The organism is Borrelia venezuelensis (assembly GCF_023035835.1).
In the GTDB taxonomy this organism is placed as follows: domain Bacteria; phylum Spirochaetota; class Spirochaetia; order Borreliales; family Borreliaceae; genus Borrelia; species Borrelia turicatae.
Genome location: NZ_CP073220.1, coordinates 144,246 through 164,356, shown reverse-complemented (window position 1 = coordinate 164,356; position 20,111 = coordinate 144,246). Strand labels below are relative to the sequence as shown.

Below are 20,111 nucleotides of genomic sequence, written 5' to 3'. Positions count from 1 at the left end.
TATGTTTGTGGGAGGAGATTTTTTGGCACATATTCATCTTTTTTGTGTAATATTTGGTATATTTTTGTTGTATCTTGGTGGGAATTATCTTTTAAATAGTTCTGTTAACATTGCTACTTATTTTCAAGTTCCTAATCTTTTAATCGGTGTTGTAATAGTATCCTTATCAACAAGTTCTCCAGAGCTTTTTACAAGTTTAATAGCATCTCTTAAGGGTAAAAATGAAATTATTGTTTCTAATATCATTGGGAGTAATATCATTAATATGTTGCTTGCACTTCCCTTAACAGGGATTTTTTTAAGGATTAAAACTGATTTTAAGAGACTCAAATTTTCTTTTATAATTTTATTTTTATTAATGTTTCTTCTTTTATTGTTTTCTTTTGATTTTGGTACTTTGTCTTTTTTTAAGGTACCTTATCATAGAACCAGTTCATTGGTGATTTTAATTTTATTTTTATCATATCTATTTTTATTTTACAAAGAAGAGAAAAAATATAATTCTGTTCCAAAAAATTTAGGAAATTTTAATTGTAATTATGGGTTTAATTTTTTATTTTTAAATACTTTGCTCTTATTATTAAGTATATATTTTTTATATTTCGGTTCAAAGTTGTTAATAGATAGTTCAATATACATTGCACACAATGTTTTTAATATTAGTGAGAAAGTAATTGGAATTATTTTTGTAGCTTTTGGGACCAGCATCCCAGAGATCGTCGTTTCTCTTTTTGCAGTAATTAAAAAGGAGTCAGATATTGCCCTTGGTAATATCATTGGAAGTAATATATTTAATATTGGGTTTATTTTATCTAGTAGTAGTTTTGTAAATCCAGTACTCATGAGTGATATTTATTTAGCTGATTTTAGTATCATGTTTGTTGTATCTTTAATGTTATTATTCATAGTGAGATTTAGAGGAGCTTTTAGCAGAGGACCCGCTATTCTATTTTTATGTTTGTATATTTTATATAATTCATTTTTATTTGGTGTTTTTTAATTCTATTGAATTTGTCAATATGTTATTATATGTTATTATTGTTTTGTATATGAGGAGCTTGGAAATATAAGATGAAAAAATTACCCGAAATTTTCTATCTCAATGATAAAAAAGTGGATATTTTAATTTCTCAAATAGGGATTTCTTCAGATACTCAAAAAATGATTTTAAGGATTATTTTGGAACATAAGCACAATATTATAGATTATGCTAGTTTTATCGAAGATTATTCTGTTAAAATTCGTGCTCTTAAAGGAGAATTGGATTTTTTATTTCGCAAGCTTTATGAGGTTAGGAGAGGAATTATTATTAATCAGTCAACGTCCAATGGAGAAATGATACCTTATAAAATAATAATAACAGATGAAAATAGTTATGATTTTTATTATTATGCTATCGAGGATTTGTTTTTAAAGCATTATGTGGGAATAGAAGTCTTTAGTACTTTACTTACAATTAAGAATATAGATAAAAATTTATTGGTTTTCGAAAAAGAGTTTGTCATTCTTTCAAATTCAGACATTAATCTTAAATATTTTCAAGAAAATTCTTCATCAAAAAAGATATTTGTGTTGGATTCTTTAATAATTCCATCAGGAAAAGCCTTATATTTTATTGAATTTATGAAGAGAATTTTATTCGGGATTGCTTCTAACAGAATAGTTAAAGATGTTTTTATGAGAGCTAAAAATGTAAAGCTTAGTGAGTATGATCGAATGTTAGATGAGGGTATTAATGGTGTGGGAGTTGCTTATAATTTGCTTTTAGGAATTTTAGAAAATAAGGAAGAAATTTTAAATAAGAAAGGCGTTAATATTTCTAAACATTACTTTACTTTTTTAGAAGTATTGAATATTTATATTACTAATGAGAAAAACTTAGAAGAACTTAAAAATTTAGAAAGCATTAAGATTGATGAAACTTTGAAATCAATTGAAAAAACAATAGAGTTTAAACCGAGATTTATTAATATAGAAGAATTTAAAAATATTCTTCAAGAGCATGCTGAGGTATTATCTGATTCTGAATATTTTTTAAAGACGGCTAATGAATACTTTTTTGAGTCTAGCATTAAGGGTTCGTTACCTAAAATATTTAGTATTAAATCCGGAATGTATTTATATAAGCCATGTGCCTATTCTATGTTTTTAAAGGAATTCGATCAAATTTTAGTTGATATTAGGGATAAGTTGAGAAATGACTTTGTGAAAGTATTTAATAGTGGGAAGAATTCTTCTACTATTTTAACAGAAGAAGGTCTTGAAAAGACATTGATTGAATTTATTGCTAATTATGATATAAATGATTATTGTTTAAAAAATAAGGTCGCATTTCTTGATTTTATTGTTTCGCATTATAAACGAGTTTCTAAAACACAGAATATTCAGACGCATCTTAAGGATATAATCAAAACCGAAGCTGCTAAATATTTTAAAAATAGTAATACATTTTTACCACTTTATAAGATTTATAAAGTTGACCTATCTAATCTTTTAGATTCTGCTTATAGAGATTTGCCTTTGTTAAAGAGGCTTGTGTTATTCTTAACAGGGAGGCAGCAGAGTTATAAAGAGGCTTTATCTAGATTAAATTCTAAGATTGTGGTTAAAGATCATGCTGAGCTTTTTGATCCAAATGAAAGAGTGAAAAGACAACTGGACAAAAGACGAAAACAAAGGGAAGAGCTAAGAGAGCAAATTAGGAGTTCTTATGTTAGAAAAGGCAAAACCCCTAAGGAAGCAACCTTTAATAGGGCCTATACTAAAAGTGAACAAGATGAAGCTTGGTTGAAATTTGAAGATAAATTGAATAAAAAATAAATTTTAAAATAAATCTTTAGGTCTTCTTGCTGTATTTTTTGAGGTTTGACATTCAGCATAGTGTTTTATTTTACCATTTTCAAATTTAGACTTCATTATAATTTTTCCGCCCCACCTGCTTAACAACTCTTTAAAACCACTTCTTTGAGCATTTTTAGAAATTTTTGCCATTTTAAACTCCTAGTTAAACTAATTTATTGTATAATAAATTTATCAAAATAAGGTTGATTGATCAAGGAATGACTATGTTTTTGGTGATATTTTTTGTGTCTTGTGTTCTTTTTTCAGAAGAAATTTATTATAGGTTTGCTGATTATGATGTTAATTATAGGATAATCGGGAAATATGAGATCAGTAAAGAAAATGCGGAAGAAGAGTGTGGGTATAAATTTACATATGATGATGGCAGGCTTGTATTTATTGATTATGTTGGCAAACTTAGTATTTTAATTCCTTCTTTTTTTGGTGCAAATCAGATCAAAATAGAATATTCTGATGATATAGAAAGGAGATTATTTTTAAATGGAGGTTTTGCTGCTAAGAATTTGAAAGATGTTTATGTTGAGCAAGTAGAATATTTTCCAAATGGCAGACCGAAGAGTATTTTTAATTATAATAAATCTAATGAGATTATAAGGGATAAGTATGGAATTGCTTATTATCATTTTATTTACAATGATGATAGTAGTTTTTATGTTTATAGGTTTAGTGAGGTTGGTTTTCAAATTAAAGATTTAAATAATGTTTATTATACTAAAATTATTTATGATGATTCTGATCGGAGGAAGACAGTTTTATATTACGATGATAACAATTATAACATTAAGGCTAAGAATGGAATATATGGTTTTAGATTAACTTATGACAGTTCACATAATATTATAAGGGAAGAATATTTAGATCCGGTAGCTTCTTTGTATGCAAACCCTTTTTCTGTTGCAATAAAGACGTATCGTTATGATTTTGATGGCAAACTCATTGAAATTTTAAATTATGATATTAAAAATAATTTGACCCCCGATGAAAATAATGTGGCAATATATAGATATGAATATAATTTAAAAGAAAAGGACTATTTTTATAAAGAGTATAATTATGATGCTAACAATAATTTAACCGTTAGTCAGAATGGTTATGCTATGAGAAAAACCATTTTTTATATGCAAAATAATGAAAAAAGGGTAATAAATCATAGTAATAGAATAAATAAAAATTATAATAGTGATATTCCCGCTAGTTATGAGGAAAAATATGAGATAATGAATAACTTTAAGGGTATTGCAGTTTATAGTTATAAGTATGATAATAAGTTTTATTTAATTGAAAATCTTTTTTTTGATAAAAATTTTAATTTAATTAGTGATTCCAATGGGGTGATGATTTATAAGTATGCTTATAATGATGATGGCCTTCTTAAATCCCAAGAGCATTATGGAGATTTTGATAATCCTATAGATGATTTTGCAGGTGTTTTTAGATATAAATTTGCATATGATGTTAATGGCAATTTGATCTTGAAGAGTAATTATTCTAAGAGTGGGGTTTTGGTTGCAGATCGGAGTGCTATTTTTGAGTATGCTTATGAATATGATAAACAAAATAGACTTATTAGTCAGAAAAATTTTGGCAATCTAGGCCAGTTACAAGATGATGTTTACGGTGTTAGTGTGTATAAATATGAGTATAATAAATTTGGCAAGATTTCAAAAAAGACAAATCATGGTCCAGATTTAAGGCTAAGAGATGATATTGGTGGGATTTCGGTTTATAAATGGATTTATGATAGTAAAGGAAATTTAGTTGATTTTCAAAAGTTTGATTCTTTAGGGAATTTAATATAAATATTTCTTTTTCTCATGTTTTCCAATAGAGCAAAGTATTTCATATTTACTCATGCCAGATTCTTTGCTAAGTATATCTAAGCTTAATCTTTCAGAAGTAATTTCTACTTTTTCTCCTATGTTAATTTTTAGATCTTTAGGGATTTCTATTATTGAAATATTCATACATATTTTTCCTCTAATGAAGCATTTTTTATCTCTTATTATACAATAAAAATTGTTAGATGTATTTTGTGGAATTCCATCGAAGTATCCAACTGGTAAAAGTCCGATTTGCATATCTTCTTTTGCTGTGAATAGACCAGAGTATGATATTTGTTCATCCTTTTTTATCTTTTTAAGAAATATGATTTTTGAATATAAGCTTAGTACGGGTTTAAGTTGTAAATTATTGTTTAAGCTATTTGAATTTGGATGATATCCATATAAAATAAGTCCTGGTCGTACCATATTAAATTTTTCACTTATTGGATAGTTTGTTATGTGTTCTGAGTTAGAAGCATGAATGAATTTTGGTTTTATATTCTTGGTCTTAAGTTCGTTTATAAAATGAACAAATTTTTCGATTTGTGCTTGAGTAATTTTTCTATTTTCTGTTGTTGGTAAGTGTGTGCAAACTCCTTCAAATTCTACTAATTTTGAATTTTGAATTTGCATTGCTAGATTAAGAGCATTTTCTATTTTGATTCCATATCTATTCATTCCAACATCAACTTTTAAATGAACCTTGATTTTTTTATTTTGTTTTCTACATTCTTGTTCTATTAGTGATAAATATTGAGAGTCAGCAACAAAGGGTGTAATATCAAATTTAACTAGATTTTTTATTGCACTTTTATCTGTGTTGATGTAGAGTAATACATTTGCTCTTTTGTCTATTTTTTTAATCTTTAAAGCCTCATCTATCCAAAAAATACCAAAATAATTTATCCCTTTTTCTTTTAAAAATTTAAATGTCTGAATAAGTCCATGTCCGTATGCATCAGCTTTTAGTGTTGCTACTAATTCTCTTTTTTGAATGTGATTTTTAATTGCGGTTAAGTTATATTCTAAATTTTTAAGATTTATTATGATTTCTTTATTTTTAATCATTTTTGTATATTATACTACATTTATATGTAGGTGAGTTTAACAGTAAAATTTTAGTTTTTTTGTATTTATCTAAAATATCCTTTTGATTTATTTCATTGTCTTATTTTTTGGAATTGTAATTAAAATTGTATGTCAGAAGCTAATTTTAAAGAAAAGGTACTCTTGGTGCAAAAAAATGGATTATTCCAATAATTAATGCTAAGATTCCTATTACTTTTTTATTGCTTTCAATGAAAGATTTGAATTTTCCATATTCTTTATTATTTTGAAGGCTTGTAGGTATTTTTTGACTTAAGAAGAGGATGAAACCAATAAAAAATAAACTGATAGCAGGAAATAAATTTCCAATTATTGGCAAATCATAAGGTATGATTATTTCAAAGATGCTAGCTATTAAAAATGTTGTGCCAAAAATGCTTCTTACATTTTTGTTATTGTTAATTAAATTTATAAATTCTTCAAAGATGATTAAACATTTAAATCTTTCTCCCAGAATTGGGAATGCTAGTACTATTCCCCCCAAGATATTAAGTAAAACAGATATAAAATATATTTGCAACATCTATTATCCTCCAAGATCTAATCTTTTACTAAAATATGCCTTATCGCCTTTCTGATTTATTAGCACTATGTTTAATAAACCCTCTTTCCTGTATGCAACATTAGTATATAATGTATAGTTAATCTTGTCTATGTAAATCATATTATTTTCAATAAGTTTATTATCTAAGTATACTTCTATATTGGCTTTTCCTAAGTTTTTTATGTTTTGACTTTTAATATTGATTTTGATATATAGGTTTTCATTTTTTATTTTATGTTCTATTGTGATGGTAGGTTTGTATTTGCTTTCCAATTTTTGTAATTTGGGAATTAATACAATTTTGATAATAATTAGCATAGTGACAAAGATTATTCCCAGAGTTAGATTTTTTTTTAGTCTTTGTTTATGATTATTTTGTATTTTACTTTTGCAATTCTTATTTCTCATAAAGGTTGGCTTTTTAATTATCTCATAGTTTAAGTAAAGTATTTAAATTCCACCAATAGACACTGACTCCACTTTTTTCTCCATAAAGTATACTAAGTATTCCATCCTTAGATAGGCTTTCAGCAAGAAATTTAAGGTTCGGTGGTTCGATTAGGACCATTTGTTCTTTTATTTTGCCCTTATTGTCCAGTTTCCATATTAAAGTATTATACAGGTTCTTCATGTTAGTGGATGCTATTATTTTATCTTTTTGAATTCCAATGATATTTATAAAACTTTCTTGTTGATCGTCTAATAAGTTTTGGGGTAGTGTAATTTTATTTTTTATTTCAAATTCCTTATTTTTGTTTAAGAGCATTGTATAAAAATATTGATTTTTGATCCTCACTCCAAGGTCGTTAATGTTTTCATTGGTTCTAATGTTTTCATAGTGAGTTGTCTTTATATAAATGATTTTTTTGTTTACTTCAAAAAATACTTTATCTATTGATATGTTATATTTTTTTTTCTCTTCTTCCGGTATTTGTAATATATTTGTATTAACATAAATTTTGTAGAGGGGTGAGAGCTCTTTATCATAGGAGTATATTATATATCCTTCATTAGATATAGTTATTATTGCTATGTTGTTTTTATCGTCAATATTGATATCGTAAACTTGTGGAAATATTGTTCCATTCCGTCCTTCTTGTCCCAATACTTCTACAGATGAATCTTTATTTAAAATAAATATTCGTGTAGAGTATGCTATATTTTCTTTCTCATCAAATTTAGATTTCTTATTATTTAGCTTATCTGATACTACAATAAAGTCTTTTGATGGATAAATTGCCTTAATATTTTCAAAATCTACTTTTTTGATTTTAAGGTCAGAATTTGTTTTGAATATGTCATTTTGGTAAGTTTGAATTAATTTTCCATAAGAATTAAAAATCATGAGTTTATTTGCTTTTGCCTCTACAATGTATACAAGTCCATTGTATGTTTTGATATCAAAGCTTGAATTGGTAAATTTGTTTACAAGTGGTGTTATTTCTCCAGGTAACGTTCCAAATGGTATTTTAAATTGTTGTTCCCCAAGTTCGTTTAAAGTTTTGATATTACATGATATAATCATAAAAAGTAAATTTAAATGAATTTTATAAAACTTTTTCATGTTTTAGATGTTATTATTTTAAATGGTTGAAAGTCAATTATTTTAGGAGAATTGATACCTGATATGTTAAGAGCGATATTTGAAGCAACTATTGGTTCAAAAAGTAAAAGGGATCTAAAAAGTTATTTTCCTGTTTTGAGAACTATTAATAAGCTTGAGTCTTGGGCATTGTCTTTGTCAGATGAAGATTTTGCTATGGAAACAGAAAAATTTAGAGATGAACTTAAGGAAGGTAAAACTTTAGAAGATATTTTAGAGAGAGCCTTTGCACTTTCGCGAGAAGCTGCCAGAAGGCGACTTAAGGAGAGACCTTATGATGTTCAACTTATTGCTGGACTTGCGCTCCATCAGGGTAAAATAATAGAGATGAAAACGGGGGAAGGTAAGACTTTATCTTCAGTGCAAGCTGCTTACCTTAATAGTTTAACGGGTGATGGTGTTATTATCGTTACAGTTAATGATTATCTTGCGGAGCGTGATTCAAATTGGATGAAACCGGTTTTTGAGCTTTTAGGAGTTAGTGTTGGTGTTGTGTTGTCTAATATGGATTCTGCTAGACGTAAGGTAGAGTACGATAAAGATATTACTTATGTTACAAATAATGAGCTTGGATTTGATTATTTAAGAGATAACATGTGCTTTGATTTGTCTCAAAAATCTTTAAGAAATTTTAATTATTGTATTATCGATGAGATTGATTCTATTTTGATAGATGAGGCTAGAACCCCTTTAATTATTTCAGGTTCTACAGAAGGAGATACTAGTGCTTATCTTGAGGTCAATTCTCTTGTTTCGCTTTTAAAAGAATGCTCTAAAGATCCAAAAACTGGAGATTATCCTTTAGAGATCGATGAGCTTGATGGGGATTATACGATTGATGAAAAGGGTAAGAGAGTATCTTTTACGGCAAATGGTTTAAATAATCTCGAACAAATTTTGGTTTCAAAAGGCATAATTAAGGGATCTATGTATGTTGATTCTAATTTTAATTATGTTCATTATATGACTCAGGCATTAAAAGCTCATTTACTTTTTTTAAAGGACAGAGAATATATTGTTGGGGATTCTGGAGTTGAAATTGTTGATGAGTTTACAGGTCGTATTTTGAAAGGGCGCAGATATTCTGATGGATTGCATCAGGCTATTGAGGCTAAGGAAGGTGTTAAAGTTGCAAGTGAAAATAAAACTATGGCGACGATTACATTTCAAAATTTGTTTAGAATGTTTAAAAAAATTTCTGGCATGACTGGTACGGCTGATACAGAGGCAAAAGAATTTCATAGAATATATAATCTTGATGTTATAGTTGTTCCAACTAATAAATTGGTAGCAAGAATAGATGAGGATGATATTATTTATTACACTGAGGAATTTAAATTTAAAGCAATTACGGATGAAGTTTATGAGGCTTATAAGAAAGGACAACCTGTGCTTGTTGGGACAGTGTCTATTGAAAAATCTGAAATTCTCTCAAATATGTTTAAAAATAAAGGTATTAAACATGAAGTTTTAAATGCAAAAAATCATTTTCGTGAAGCGTTAATTATTGCTGAAGCAGGAGCAAAACATTCTGTTACAATTGCAACTAATATGGCTGGACGTGGTACTGACATTAAGCTTGGGGGTAATCTTGAGCATCGGGTTCGTAAAAAGTTTGGAACGGGCATGAGTCTTGAAGAGTTTCAGAAGGCTATGCAAAGTGAGAGAGAACAGTATCTTGAAGATTATGAAGAAGTAAAAGCTCTTGGTGGGCTTTATGTTATTGGTAGTGAACGCCATGAGTCAAGAAGAATAGATAATCAGCTTAGGGGACGAGGAGGAAGACAGGGAGATCCTGGTCGGTCAAGGTTTTATGTATCTCTTGAAGATGATCTGATGCGGCTTTTTGCAGGCGATAATTTGAGAGCTTTGATGGGAAAACTTGGCATGGCAACAGGTGAGCCTATTGCGCATTCTTTGTTAACGAAATCCTTAGTTAATGCACAAAAGCGTGTGGAAGATAGAAATTTTGAGATTAGAAAGCATCTCTTAGAGTACGATGATGTTATAACAAAGCATAGGGAGTTTATTTATTCTCAAAGAAATTTAATTCTTGTTGATAATAATATTAAGGAACGTATTCTTCTCTCTTTAAGGGAATATCTTGATTTTTTATTTGATCAAGTTAAGGGAGAAGTAGTTACGAGTTCTGTACTAAATGAGATAAATTCAATTTTTGCTTATATGATGGAAAGTGTTGGTTCTATTGAAACCATGAATATTGTGGATTTGAAAAATAAGTTAATGGAAATTGCAAGGGCTAATTTAGATGCAAAGGAAGAATTAATTGGAGTTGAATTTTTTAATGAATTTTTAAAACATGAATATTTAAGGAATATTGACTCTAAGTTTCAAGATCATCTTGCAAATCTTGATTCTTTAAGAGAATCGGTTTATCTGAGATCTTATGCTAATAAAAATCCAATTACTGAGTATAAGGAAGAAGGTTTTGCGATTTTTAGTGAGCTTGTTAAAGATATTAAGGTTGAAACTTTAAGGCGAACTTTGCAGGTGAGAGTTGATGTTGATTCTAGTGGTTATAAAAATAAAAAGCCTAAAAATGTTCGTGCTACTCATAAAGAATTTTCGGGCATTGCTTCGGCAGATAAAGGTAATACAGTAGGAGTTCAAATAATTAGAAGTACTCCTAAAATTGGGAGGAATGAACCCTGTTATTGTGGCAGTGAAAAGAAATATAAAAATTGTCATGGAAAAAGCTAAAAAGGAGGATTTTATGTTTAAATTACCAGAACTTGGTTATGCTTATGATGTTTTAGAGCCATATATTGATGCTAAGACAATGGAAATTCATCATAGTAAACATCATAATGCATATACAGTAAATTTAAATTCTGTTCTTGAGAAGACAGAAATAAATTATTCTCAGGATATTGAAAGTATATTAAAAAATATTCAGCGATTTCCCAAAGAGTTCCAAGCAGCTATTAGGAATAATGCTGGTGGGTATTCTAATCATACTTTGTATTTTAGGATTTTGAGACCTGGTAACAAAGATAATATTTTAGAAAATTTTGAAGAGCATGTAAATGCTACTTTTGGCAGTCTTGATAATCTTAAGATGGCCTTAAGAGATTCAGCTATTAGTGTTTTTGGAAGTGGTTGGGCTTGGCTAGTTCTTCATGCAAGTAAAGAATTGCAAATAATATCAAGACCAAATCAGGACAGTCCTTTGATGGAAGACTATAAACCTATTTTAGGTATTGATGTTTGGGAACATGCTTATTATCTTAAATATCAAAATAGAAGAGTTGAATATATTGATGCGTTCTTTAAGGTTTTAAATTGGGAAGAGGTTTCAAGAGTATATAATGAAATCGTAGAATAATGTTATTTTAAGCGTTTCGTAAACTAAGCTTAAAGAATTTATGTCTTGTGCTTAGTTTATGTTGTATTTACTATCTTTAGAAATCAATAATGTTATATGTCGTTATTAAAATTATCTCTTTCGATATCATTGAAATACTTTACTGTGCCGACTTTTAGTTCATATGTTGCAGCTTCGTCTGATACTATGATTGCGTTTTTATGTAACTGTAGAGCACTAATTGTCCACATATGATTTACTCCTTTTTCAATAGCATGTTTTAATGCTCTTGCTTTGTTATGTCCATTTACTATAATCATAATTTCTTTTGAATCCATAATCGTTCCTACTCCTACTGTTAAGGCACTTTTGGGAATTTTATTAATATCATTTTCAAAAAACCTTGAGTTTGCGATAATTGTGTCTTGAGTCAAAGTTTTAATTCTTGTTCTTGAGTTCAGTGATGATCCGGGTTCATTAAAGGCAATATGACCATCAGGTCCAATTCCTCCTACAAAAAGCATAATACCACCGTAAGATTTAATTTTGTTTTCATATTCTTCACATTCATTTATAAGATTAGTAGCATTACCATTTAACATGTGTATATTTTCTTTTTTGATATCTATATGTGAAAAAAAGTTGCTCCACATAAATGAGTGATAACTTTCAGGATGATTTTTATCTAATTTTATGTATTCATCCATATTGAATGTGACTACATTTGCAAATGAAATTTTTCCAAGTTTATTCATTTCAATTAAATGTTTATACATTCCAATTGGTGAGCTACCCGTTGGAAGTCCTAAAATGAATGGTTTTTCTTTTGTTGGTGAAAACTTTTTTATTCTCATAGCTACATGATTAGCAGCCCATTTTGAAATCTCATTATAGTTAGATCTAATGATTAATCTCATTTATTGCTCCTTATATTTATAAATGAATAAAATCAAAGTTTGTTGAAAATGATTTTTGATTCTATCATTGTTAATTTTAAATCTAAGTCTTTGTCAAGGACATTTATATTTGCATCATAACCATGACATATTAATCCTTTTTTTTCAAGATTAATTATCCTTATTGGATTGTATGAACTTGCTTGAATGGCATCGCTTAAGCTATATCCAAATTCTACTAAATTTTTAATGCCTTGTATCATTGTGAGAGCCGATCCTGCAATTGTGTCGCTTTCTACAATATGAAATAATCCGTCATCGTTAAGGTATACTTCTTCTCCATTAGCTATTAATTTTCCAGATGGTTGTAGTGTTGGGGTTAATCCATCAGTTACAAGCACTAATTTGCTTATGTCTTTAAGTTTCCTAAGCATTAAAACAAGTTTTGGATGAATATGATGTCCATCAGCAATAATTTCACAAGATACATCTCCGTGGATTAAAGTTGCTCCTATTGCATTTGGATTTCTGTGATCAAGTTTTGACATTGCGTTGAAAAAGTGTGTTGTGTGAAGTATGCCTACTTGAAAGCCCTCAATCATATTTTCATATTTTGCATTGGTATGTCCTGCTTGAAGTGTGATGTTGTTTTCCATGCAAAACATTGCAAGCTCTCTCATGCCTTTAAGTTCAGGTGCAACGGTCATTGTTGCAATATTTGTTCTTTTTCTTCCGAACGAATCCGTAAAGGTACCCCCCGCAGCGTCTATAAATTTTTTCATAACTTCAATGCTTGGTTGTTGAAGATAGGAGGTAGGATGGGCGCCTTTTTTTTCAGGAGAGAAAAATGGTCCTTCAAGATGAAGTCCTAAAATTTTTGCACCCTTTTCTTTGCCTATTGCTGCGGTACATGCTTTGATTGTTTCAATCATTTCTTCAGTTGGACGTGGATATAGTGTTGGTAAAAATCCTACTACTCCATACTCTGCTAAATATTGTGACATTTTAATTATTGAGTTTGTTGAGCATTGGTCGGTTCCGTATCCGTGAAATCCATGTATGTGATTGTCATAAAGACCAGGTGTGATATAGTTTCCCTTAACATCAATCATTTCATAGTTTTGTAGATCAATTTTTTCAAGTCGATCAGCTGTTACGATATCAAAGATTTTACTGTCTTTAATAAGGACTGCTGAATTGTCTATTTTATCATTTCCTGTCAGAACAGATTTTGAATTGAATAAACAAAAATTTGGCATATTTACTCTCCTATAGACTTAAATTTTACTATAAGCAAATATCTTTTTTAAAGATGCTTGTTTTTTTATTTGTCTTTTAATGGGAGCTCTGTTGTTAGTTTTGAAGTAAGATATGATTTTGTGTGTAAAAATTTATATTTTTTATGTTAAAATTTCTAATTAAGGGGTGTTGTAATGTCTTCTGGATTTTTTGTTCCAGGTGTGGATAATAAATATAATACTAAAGAAATCCGTGAATCGATGCTTAAACCTGATAAGGCCAAGATAGATTCATCTGTAAAAAAGCTTGAAAACTTAGAGCAAGAGAAACGAGCTTGGCAAATGATTAATAAAAAGATTTCTACTTTAAATTCACTTGCAAGGCAAATCACCTCTCTTAATAGTCCTTTTAATTACATGTCAGGTAATTCTAGTAATAATGATGTTCTCTCTTTATCCGCTCGTTATGGAGCTAAAAATGAAACTTATAAAATTGATGTTAATCAAATAGCAAGTTCCGATATTTTTTTATCTGCGAATTTTAAACAAAAGGAGATTAGTATTCCTTCAGGAGACTATATATTTTTAGTTGGTAATAAAGAGATTAAGATTAGGAATAATGGAGATATTGAGTCTCTTGTAAAGGATATTAATAATCGAGGCAAGGGGTTTTTATCTGCTAAAGTTGTGAGAAGTGATAGTGCTGGAAATAGTAGGTTGATTTTGCGGTCTTTAAAGGAAGGTGCAAACAATAAACTTATCATGAAAGGTGAGGCTTTAAATCTTGCTAAACAGATAGGTATTTTAAGTGAGCTTACAACAAATTTTAGTCCTAATTTAACAGAAATTATTAATAGTCAACAAAGTAGTAGTAATAAAATTTTTCTTGATAAGGATGATATTGTATTAGAGCCTCTCTCAGAGATTTCAATAAGTATTCCAGAAAATATTGAGGTTAGTAGTAGAAGTAAAATTAAATTTGAAATTAAATATTATGATTCAGATGATAAAGGCATTTTAAACGAGATTGTTTTTAATCCTGGCGAGGCTACATTTGAGGATGCTAAGGTTGAGGGTGAAGATAGTATAATTAATCTTGAATCTGATCATAAACTTCCTTTGAAAGAGAGAAAGTATATTCAGATGAATATGATTAAAATTCATAGTGGTACAAATTCCTTGGAATTGCCCCCAATAAATGTTGCAAGTGATTTTGAAAAAGTCGAGGTTGAAATAGGTTCACTTTTGGATTTAAAAGAGATCAATATCGAAAATAAAGTTAATAATAAGGTTTTTGTTATTCGCAATATTGAGATCTTTGATCCAAAGAATAGAGATGGTTTCTTGCCAATAAATGCCAAGAGCTTTGCAGAAAATGCAAAGGTGAAGTTTGATGGAGTTGATGTTGAGCGTGATTCGAATACTGTTAATGATTTAATTCCTAATGTTACATTGAATTTAAAACAAGCATCAGATGATACTATCGTTGTTCGAGTTGAGCCTGATTATGAGGGAATTAAAAAACTTTTATTAGATTTTTTGGTAGCTTATAATCAGGTTCTTGCTGAAATTAATATTGTAAGTTCAAATGAGAGTAATTTGGAAGGTCAAAAATCAGATGTACTTGAAGAATGGTCCTATTTCAGTGATGAAGAGAGGGAAGAAGCTTATAAGAATTTGGGAATCCTTAGGGCGGAGTTTGCATTGAAAAATCTTAGATCAAGATTAGAATTAATCATGTTTAATTCTTATAGGACTAATGATCCTAATTTTTCGATTATCAATCAAATAGGGGTGTTTACTAATTCTATGTCTTCATCAGGAGGGCTTTCTCGTTATTTAGGGCTTGACGAGAAAAAATTTAATGAGATAATACAAAGCAATATTAATTCAGTCAAGGAACTTTTTGCAGTTGATTTTAATGATGACCGCATTTATGATGATGGACTTGCTAAGATGCTGGGTGATTATCTATCTCCTTTGATAAGTTCTGGAGGATTTATTTATAATAAGATCAGAAATTATGATCTTAAAATTCCCAATCAGAAAAATGTGGTTGAAGATTATAAAAAGAAGTATGAGGAAAGAGAGCAAAAGGTTGAAGGAGAACTTAATACTTTGGATTTCACTGTGAAGCGTATGAAGGAGCAAGAGGAAATCCTTAAGTCTTTGAATCTTCAGAGGCAAAACAGATAACAAATTTAAATTAATATTGTATTTATTTTTTTCTTGTTTTTGTGATATCCTTTTAAAAAGACGAATGGATTTGTCTAAAATATCAAAAAATTATATTAATTTATCACGGAGGAAATGATATATGATCATAAATCATAATACGTCAGCTATAAATGCTTCAAGGAATAATAGCATTAATGCTGCTAATCTTAGCAAAACTCAAGAAAAACTTTCTAGTGGGCATAGAATTAATCGTGCATCTGATGATGCTGCTGGAATGGGTGTTGCAGGAAAGATTAATGCTCAAATTAGAGGATTATCTCAGGCTTCTAGAAATACTTCAAAGGCTATAAATTTTATTCAAACAACAGAAGGGAATTTAAATGAAGTAGAGAAAGTATTAGTAAGAATGAAAGAACTTGCTGTTCAGTCTGGTAATGGTACATATTCAGATGCAGACAGAGGTTCTATTCAAATTGAAATTGAGCAACTTACAGATGAAATCAACAGAATTGCTGATCAAGCTCAATACAACCAAATGCATATGTTGTCCAACAAGTCAGCTGCTCAAAATATAAAAACAGCTGAAGAGCTTGGAATGCAACCTGCAAAAATTAACACACCAGCATCATTAGCTGGATCACAAGCTTCATGGACATTAAGAGTACATGTGGGTGCAAATCAGGATGAAGCAATTGCTGTTAATATTTATGCAGCTAATGTTGCAAACCTTTTTGCAGGTGAAGGTGTGCAGGTTTCTCCAGCTCAGGAAGGTGCACAACAAGAGGGAGTTCAAGCTGCTCCAGCACCAGCAGCAGCTCCAGCTCAAGGTGGAGTTAATTCTCCAGTTAATGTTACAACTACTATTGATGCTAATATGTCACTTTCAAAGATAGAAAATGCTATTAGAATGGTAAGTGATCAAAGAGCAAATCTTGGTGCTTTCCAAAATAGACTTGAGTCTATTAAGGCTAGCACAGAATATGCTATTGAAAACTTAAAATCATCTTATGCTCAAATTCAAGATGCAACAATGACAGATGAAATTGTGGCATCTACAACTAACAGTATTTTGACACAATCCGCAATGGCTATGATTGCACAAGCAAATCAAGTGCCTCAGTATGTATTATCATTGCTTAGATAAATTTGATTTTTCAATAAGGGTCTCTTAAAAGACCCTTATTTTTATTTGTGTCAATCAAAATTCTGATATTTTAGTATAATTAATATTGATTTATATGGAATTATAATGTTTTTACATTAGGAGTTTGCTTTGTCTAAGGCTAGTGTTAAAGTCAGGAACCTTTATAAAACATTTTCTTATAATAAAAATAAAAAACAAATAGTTAAGGCTATAAAGAGTTATGAGAGTGGTAAAGATAGATCTGACATTTACAAAGAATCTTCTGTTTTTATTGCAAATGCAAATATCAGTCTTGATGTTTATGAGAATGAAATTTTAGTTATTATGGGTATGTCAGGTTGTGGTAAATCTACTTTTGTTAGATGTTTGAATGGTATACACAAAATCGATTCCGGGTCTATTTTGGTGGATAATATTGAAATGAATGATATTAATCAAAAAGCACTATCTGCTTTAAGAAAAGATAAATTTGCCATGGTTTTTCAGAATTTTGGGCTTTTTCCACATATGAATGTTTTAAGGAATGTGACTTATGGACTTGAAGTTAAGAATGTTCCTAAAAAAATTAGGATTCAAAGAGCTCTTGATATTTTAAAACTTGTGGGGCTTGAAGATTCTGAATATAAATATATAAATGAGCTTTCAGGTGGAATGAAACAGAGAGTAGGCATAGCACGAGCTTTAGTGGTTAACCCCGATATACTTTTAATGGATGAGGCTTTTTCAGCTCTTGATCCTTTAATTAGAGGAGAAATGCAATGTGAGCTTTTAAGGTTGGTAGACAAATTAAAAAAGACGGTTGTATTTATTACTCATGATTTGATTGAAGCTTTTAAATTGGGAAATAGAATTGCTTTTATGAAGGATGGTGAGATTGTTCAGGTGGGTAGACCCTTAGAAATATTAAGAGATCCCAAAACCGATTTTATAGCTAATTTTATTAAAAATCTTCCCGTTTTAAATATTTTAAAAATTAAGGATATTATTAAAATGGATTTTACTCTTAATGGTGATACTGATAAATGTAATGTTATTCTTGAAAAAGAGAATAATAATTTTAATTTGTATGATTTGTCTGTTAATAAAAAATGTAATAATCTTGTTTCTTTAAATTTAGGTTTGGATGATGAGATCAAAAGTGTTGTTAAGTATTTAAATAAGTTGGATTATTTGATTATAAAAGGTGAGCAAGATGATATTATTGGATACATTGATTTAGGGGAGATTGCTGGTTTATTGGCGAGATAGTTATGTATGAATAGAGATTTTATAGTTGCTAATATAGATAAGGCTTTTAATTTTTTAGTTGACAATTTTTCGGATTCTAACGGTATAGGGTTTGCGAAAATCGTAATTTTTTTTTATGACAATTTGAAAAAGTTGTTTCTTTTGATTAATCCTGTTTTTTTTATTATTCTAATTTGTGTTTTAAGCTTTTTATTTTTAAAGAAAAGATTAGCTCTTTTGATTATGTTAGGATTTTGCTTTATTTTATATTTTAATCTTTGGGAAGTTTCAATGGATACGATATCAATTATTTTTGTGTCTGTTTTCTTTTCGGTAATTTGGGGAATTTTAATAGGTATTTTAGGTGGATATTATTCAAAATTTTATGTATTTTTAAAACCATTGCTTGATTTAATGCAAGCAATGCCCCCGTTTATTTATTTAATACCAGCTATACCTTTTTTTGGTATGGGTACATCTTCAGCTATTTTTGCTACAATAATTTTTGCAATGCCCCCAGTCATTAGATATACAAGACTAGGGATTATTCAAGTTCCAGGGGAGGTCATTGAGGCTGCAAAGTCTTTTGGAAGTAGTAATATTCGTATTCTTTTTCAGATCCAGTTGCCATTGGCTCTGCAAAGCATAATAGAGGGAATTAATCAGTCAATAATGATGGCAATATCTATGATAGTAATAGCGGCAATGGTTGGTTCATCAGGGCTTGGTAGAAGTGTAATATATTCTGTTGAGAGATTACATTTTGGTGAAGGCTTAATATCTGGATTAGCTGTTGTAGTAATAGCTATTATTTTGGATAGAATTATGCAGGCTATTTTTATCAAGTTTAGTTACTTAAATACTGATAATTATGGGGTGAAAAAAGAAAATAAGTTTAAAAGATTTTTGGAAATGTATAATAAATAATGTTTTATTTTTATGTAGTAGTAGGAGAATTGATCTATGAAAGGTTTATTGATATCTGTTTTTGTAAGTTTTATTTTAATTTTGTTTTCTTGTGATAAGAATGATAATTCTAAGGATAGTGGCTTTAAAAGTGTAAGATCAGTCAAGATTGCATATGTTAATTGGATAGGAGAAACGGTTGCTACCAATATTATGAAAGTTGTTTTTGAAAAAATAGGATATAATGTGGAGATATTGCCTGTTACAACATCTATAATGTATCAGTATTTAGCATCGGGGCAGGTGGATGGTATGGTATCTGCATGGGTACCTACGGCCGATAAATTTTATTATGAAAAATTTAAAGATAAGTTTGTTGATCTTGGTGCTAATTATGAAGGAACATTACAAGGATTTGTGGTGCCAAGTTATGTTACAATTTCAAGCATTTCTGAACTTAAGGGTAGAGGAGCTGAATTTAAAAATAAAATGATAGGAATAGATGCTGGAGCGGGTACGCAGCTTTCTGTAGAAGAAACCCTCAAGCGTTATGGATTGGATAAAGAATATGAACTCATCTCTTCAAGTGAGAGCGTAATGCTTGCAAGTTTAGAATCTGCCATTAAAAAGCATGAGTGGATTTTAGTTCCTTTATGGAAGCCCCATTGGGCATTTACCAAATATAATATTAAATTTTTAGATGATCCTTTGTTGTCAATGGGAGGCCCTGAGAGTATTCATTCTCTTGTTAGAATTGGACTTGAGGATGCTGATCCCGATGCTTATTATTTGTTTGATAATTTTTATTGGGGTGATGATTTGTTGTTGCCTTTAATAGAGAAAAATTATAAGGAGCCTGGACATGAGTATGGGAATGCTGTTGAATTCGTTGATCTTCATAAAGAATATGTCAAAAATTGGGTTCCAGATAAATACAAAGATTTATTTAATTAATCTTGTTTTAAAAATTTTTAATGAATTTAATATTGGCTTTTCAGTTGTCAATGATTCACTCCCCCCTTTAAATAGAGCATTGCATCTAAGCAGTCTTAATGTAATTAAAATAAGAGCTGTTATGATGTTATATTTTTTGAGACATTCTAGTGCGTAATTTGAACAGCTAGGTTCATATATGCAGTGAAAACCAACGATTTTGGAAAGAGTGTTTTGATATATTTTGATTAATAAAATGAGTATCAAGTTGAATATTATAAAAAGTTTTTTAAAAATATGCATGAATGTAATAATATTACAATAT

Annotated in this window: 18 protein-coding genes; 10 read left to right on the top strand and 8 right to left on the bottom strand. The window is 29.3% G+C overall.

Features of this window, described 5'->3' with window-relative positions; all coding sequences use genetic code 11:
• Position 1: 1 nt before the first annotated feature.
• Together bvRMA01_RS00790 and bvRMA01_RS00785 are read left to right on the top strand one after the other, a co-directional pair.
• The gene (locus bvRMA01_RS00790) at positions 2 to 1,000 is read left to right on the top strand and encodes a calcium/sodium antiporter (protein WP_247031499.1); all 999 of its coding nucleotides are present in this window, start codon (positions 2 to 4) and stop codon (positions 998 to 1,000) included.
• Between the two features lie 71 nt (positions 1,001 to 1,071).
• On the top strand, positions 1,072 to 2,820 hold the full coding sequence (locus bvRMA01_RS00785; RefSeq protein ID WP_247031497.1) for a hypothetical protein: 1,749 nt from the start codon (positions 1,072 to 1,074) through the stop codon (positions 2,818 to 2,820).
• Between the two features lie 3 nt (positions 2,821 to 2,823).
• Here bvRMA01_RS00785 and bvRMA01_RS00780 read toward each other — a convergent pair whose 3' ends face one another.
• Entirely contained in the window at positions 2,824 to 2,991 is a 168-nt protein-coding gene (locus tag bvRMA01_RS00780) for a hypothetical protein (protein WP_247031494.1), read from the bottom strand.
• Between the two features lie 74 nt (positions 2,992 to 3,065).
• Here bvRMA01_RS00780 and bvRMA01_RS00775 point away from each other — a divergent pair, with 74 nt between their 5' ends.
• Positions 3,066 to 4,661, top strand: a complete 1,596-nt coding sequence (locus bvRMA01_RS00775) for a hypothetical protein (RefSeq protein ID WP_247031492.1) — start codon at positions 3,066 to 3,068, stop codon at positions 4,659 to 4,661.
• On the opposite strand, the gene alr is transcribed toward bvRMA01_RS00775, so the two are convergent.
• The 4 genes from alr to bvRMA01_RS00755 all read right to left on the bottom strand — a co-directional run bounded on the left by alr (position 4,653) and on the right by bvRMA01_RS00755 (position 7,900).
• Positions 4,653 to 5,753: an alanine racemase gene (gene alr, locus bvRMA01_RS00770; protein ID WP_011772116.1), complete on the bottom strand. Its 1,101-nt coding sequence runs from the start codon at positions 5,751 to 5,753 to the stop codon at positions 4,653 to 4,655. The genes bvRMA01_RS00775 and alr overlap by 9 nt on opposite strands.
• Before the next feature lie 145 nt (positions 5,754 to 5,898).
• Positions 5,899 to 6,315 (bottom strand): hypothetical protein, encoded by a 417-nt coding sequence (locus bvRMA01_RS00765; RefSeq protein WP_119024053.1) that lies wholly within the window; start codon positions 6,313 to 6,315, stop codon positions 5,899 to 5,901.
• Positions 6,316 to 6,318: 3 nt separating this feature from the next.
• Positions 6,319 to 6,654 (bottom strand): hypothetical protein, encoded by a 336-nt coding sequence (locus tag bvRMA01_RS00760; RefSeq protein ID WP_247031490.1) that lies wholly within the window; start codon positions 6,652 to 6,654, stop codon positions 6,319 to 6,321.
• A gap of 112 nt (positions 6,655 to 6,766) precedes the next feature.
• Complete coding sequence (locus bvRMA01_RS00755; protein ID WP_247031488.1) at positions 6,767 to 7,900, bottom strand: LIC_12708 family protein; 1,134 nt, start codon at positions 7,898 to 7,900, stop codon at positions 6,767 to 6,769.
• Positions 7,901 to 7,963: 63 nt separating this feature from the next.
• On the opposite strand from bvRMA01_RS00755, the gene secA reads away from it, so the two are divergent.
• Positions 7,964 to 10,660 (top strand): preprotein translocase subunit SecA, encoded by a 2,697-nt coding sequence (gene secA, locus bvRMA01_RS00750; RefSeq protein WP_247031486.1) that lies wholly within the window; start codon positions 7,964 to 7,966, stop codon positions 10,658 to 10,660.
• A gap of 13 nt (positions 10,661 to 10,673) precedes the next feature.
• On the top strand, positions 10,674 to 11,285 hold the full coding sequence (locus tag bvRMA01_RS00745; protein ID WP_247031484.1) for a superoxide dismutase: 612 nt from the start codon (positions 10,674 to 10,676) through the stop codon (positions 11,283 to 11,285).
• A gap of 92 nt (positions 11,286 to 11,377) precedes the next feature.
• Here bvRMA01_RS00745 and nagB read toward each other — a convergent pair whose 3' ends face one another.
• Positions 11,378 to 12,181: a glucosamine-6-phosphate deaminase gene (gene nagB / locus bvRMA01_RS00740; protein ID WP_247031482.1), complete on the bottom strand. Its 804-nt coding sequence runs from the start codon at positions 12,179 to 12,181 to the stop codon at positions 11,378 to 11,380.
• Between the two features lie 32 nt (positions 12,182 to 12,213).
• Positions 12,214 to 13,419 carry an N-acetylglucosamine-6-phosphate deacetylase gene (gene nagA, locus bvRMA01_RS00735; protein WP_011772109.1) on the bottom strand — a complete coding sequence of 402 codons (1,206 nt, stop codon included), beginning with the start codon at positions 13,417 to 13,419 and terminating at the stop codon, positions 12,214 to 12,216.
• Positions 13,420 to 13,593: 174 nt separating this feature from the next.
• On the opposite strand from nagA, the gene fliD reads away from it, so the two are divergent.
• From fliD to bvRMA01_RS00710, 5 genes are all read left to right on the top strand, one after another.
• Positions 13,594 to 15,594: a flagellar filament capping protein FliD gene (gene fliD, locus bvRMA01_RS00730; RefSeq protein ID WP_247031480.1), complete on the top strand. Its 2,001-nt coding sequence runs from the start codon at positions 13,594 to 13,596 to the stop codon at positions 15,592 to 15,594.
• Between the two features lie 121 nt (positions 15,595 to 15,715).
• Positions 15,716 to 16,720, top strand: coding sequence for a flagellin (locus bvRMA01_RS00725; protein ID WP_247031478.1), 1,005 nt, complete (start codon positions 15,716 to 15,718; stop codon positions 16,718 to 16,720).
• Between the two features lie 129 nt (positions 16,721 to 16,849).
• Positions 16,850 to 17,968 (top strand): ATP-binding cassette domain-containing protein, encoded by a 1,119-nt coding sequence (locus bvRMA01_RS00720; RefSeq protein ID WP_011772106.1) that lies wholly within the window; start codon positions 16,850 to 16,852, stop codon positions 17,966 to 17,968.
• A gap of 6 nt (positions 17,969 to 17,974) precedes the next feature.
• Positions 17,975 to 18,874 (top strand): ABC transporter permease, encoded by a 900-nt coding sequence (locus bvRMA01_RS00715; protein WP_011772105.1) that lies wholly within the window; start codon positions 17,975 to 17,977, stop codon positions 18,872 to 18,874.
• A gap of 36 nt (positions 18,875 to 18,910) precedes the next feature.
• Positions 18,911 to 19,807 (top strand): glycine betaine ABC transporter substrate-binding protein, encoded by an 897-nt coding sequence (locus tag bvRMA01_RS00710; protein WP_247031476.1) that lies wholly within the window; start codon positions 18,911 to 18,913, stop codon positions 19,805 to 19,807.
• Here bvRMA01_RS00710 and yidD read toward each other — a convergent pair.
• Positions 19,796 to 20,089, bottom strand: a complete 294-nt coding sequence (gene yidD / locus bvRMA01_RS00705) for a membrane protein insertion efficiency factor YidD (RefSeq protein WP_247031474.1) — start codon at positions 20,087 to 20,089, stop codon at positions 19,796 to 19,798. The genes bvRMA01_RS00710 and yidD overlap by 12 nt on opposite strands.
• Positions 20,090 to 20,111: the final 22 nt, after the last annotated feature.

Excerpts from the sequence above, each read along its gene's own strand:
- bvRMA01_RS00790 (WP_247031499.1), top strand. The coding sequence starts at position 2 with ATGTTTGTGGGAGGAGATTTTTTGGCACATATTCATCTTTTTTGTGTA.
- bvRMA01_RS00785 (WP_247031497.1), top strand. The coding sequence starts at position 1,072 with ATGAAAAAATTACCCGAAATTTTCTATCTCAATGATAAAAAAGTGGAT.
- bvRMA01_RS00780 (WP_247031494.1), bottom strand. The coding sequence starts at position 2,991 with ATGGCAAAAATTTCTAAAAATGCTCAAAGAAGTGGTTTTAAAGAGTTG.
- bvRMA01_RS00775 (WP_247031492.1), top strand. The coding sequence starts at position 3,066 with ATGTTTTTGGTGATATTTTTTGTGTCTTGTGTTCTTTTTTCAGAAGAA.
- alr (WP_011772116.1), bottom strand. The coding sequence starts at position 5,753 with ATGATTAAAAATAAAGAAATCATAATAAATCTTAAAAATTTAGAATAT.
- bvRMA01_RS00765 (WP_119024053.1), bottom strand. The coding sequence starts at position 6,315 with ATGTTGCAAATATATTTTATATCTGTTTTACTTAATATCTTGGGGGGA.
- bvRMA01_RS00760 (WP_247031490.1), bottom strand. The coding sequence starts at position 6,654 with ATGCTAATTATTATCAAAATTGTATTAATTCCCAAATTACAAAAATTG.
- bvRMA01_RS00755 (WP_247031488.1), bottom strand. The coding sequence starts at position 7,900 with ATGAAAAAGTTTTATAAAATTCATTTAAATTTACTTTTTATGATTATA.
- secA (WP_247031486.1), top strand. The coding sequence starts at position 7,964 with ATGTTAAGAGCGATATTTGAAGCAACTATTGGTTCAAAAAGTAAAAGG.
- bvRMA01_RS00745 (WP_247031484.1), top strand. The coding sequence starts at position 10,674 with ATGTTTAAATTACCAGAACTTGGTTATGCTTATGATGTTTTAGAGCCA.
- nagB (WP_247031482.1), bottom strand. The coding sequence starts at position 12,181 with ATGAGATTAATCATTAGATCTAACTATAATGAGATTTCAAAATGGGCT.
- nagA (WP_011772109.1), bottom strand. The coding sequence starts at position 13,419 with ATGCCAAATTTTTGTTTATTCAATTCAAAATCTGTTCTGACAGGAAAT.
- fliD (WP_247031480.1), top strand. The coding sequence starts at position 13,594 with ATGTCTTCTGGATTTTTTGTTCCAGGTGTGGATAATAAATATAATACT.
- bvRMA01_RS00725 (WP_247031478.1), top strand. The coding sequence starts at position 15,716 with ATGATCATAAATCATAATACGTCAGCTATAAATGCTTCAAGGAATAAT.
- bvRMA01_RS00715 (WP_011772105.1), top strand. The coding sequence starts at position 17,975 with ATGAATAGAGATTTTATAGTTGCTAATATAGATAAGGCTTTTAATTTT.
- bvRMA01_RS00710 (WP_247031476.1), top strand. The coding sequence starts at position 18,911 with ATGAAAGGTTTATTGATATCTGTTTTTGTAAGTTTTATTTTAATTTTG.
- yidD (WP_247031474.1), bottom strand. The coding sequence starts at position 20,089 with ATGCATATTTTTAAAAAACTTTTTATAATATTCAACTTGATACTCATT.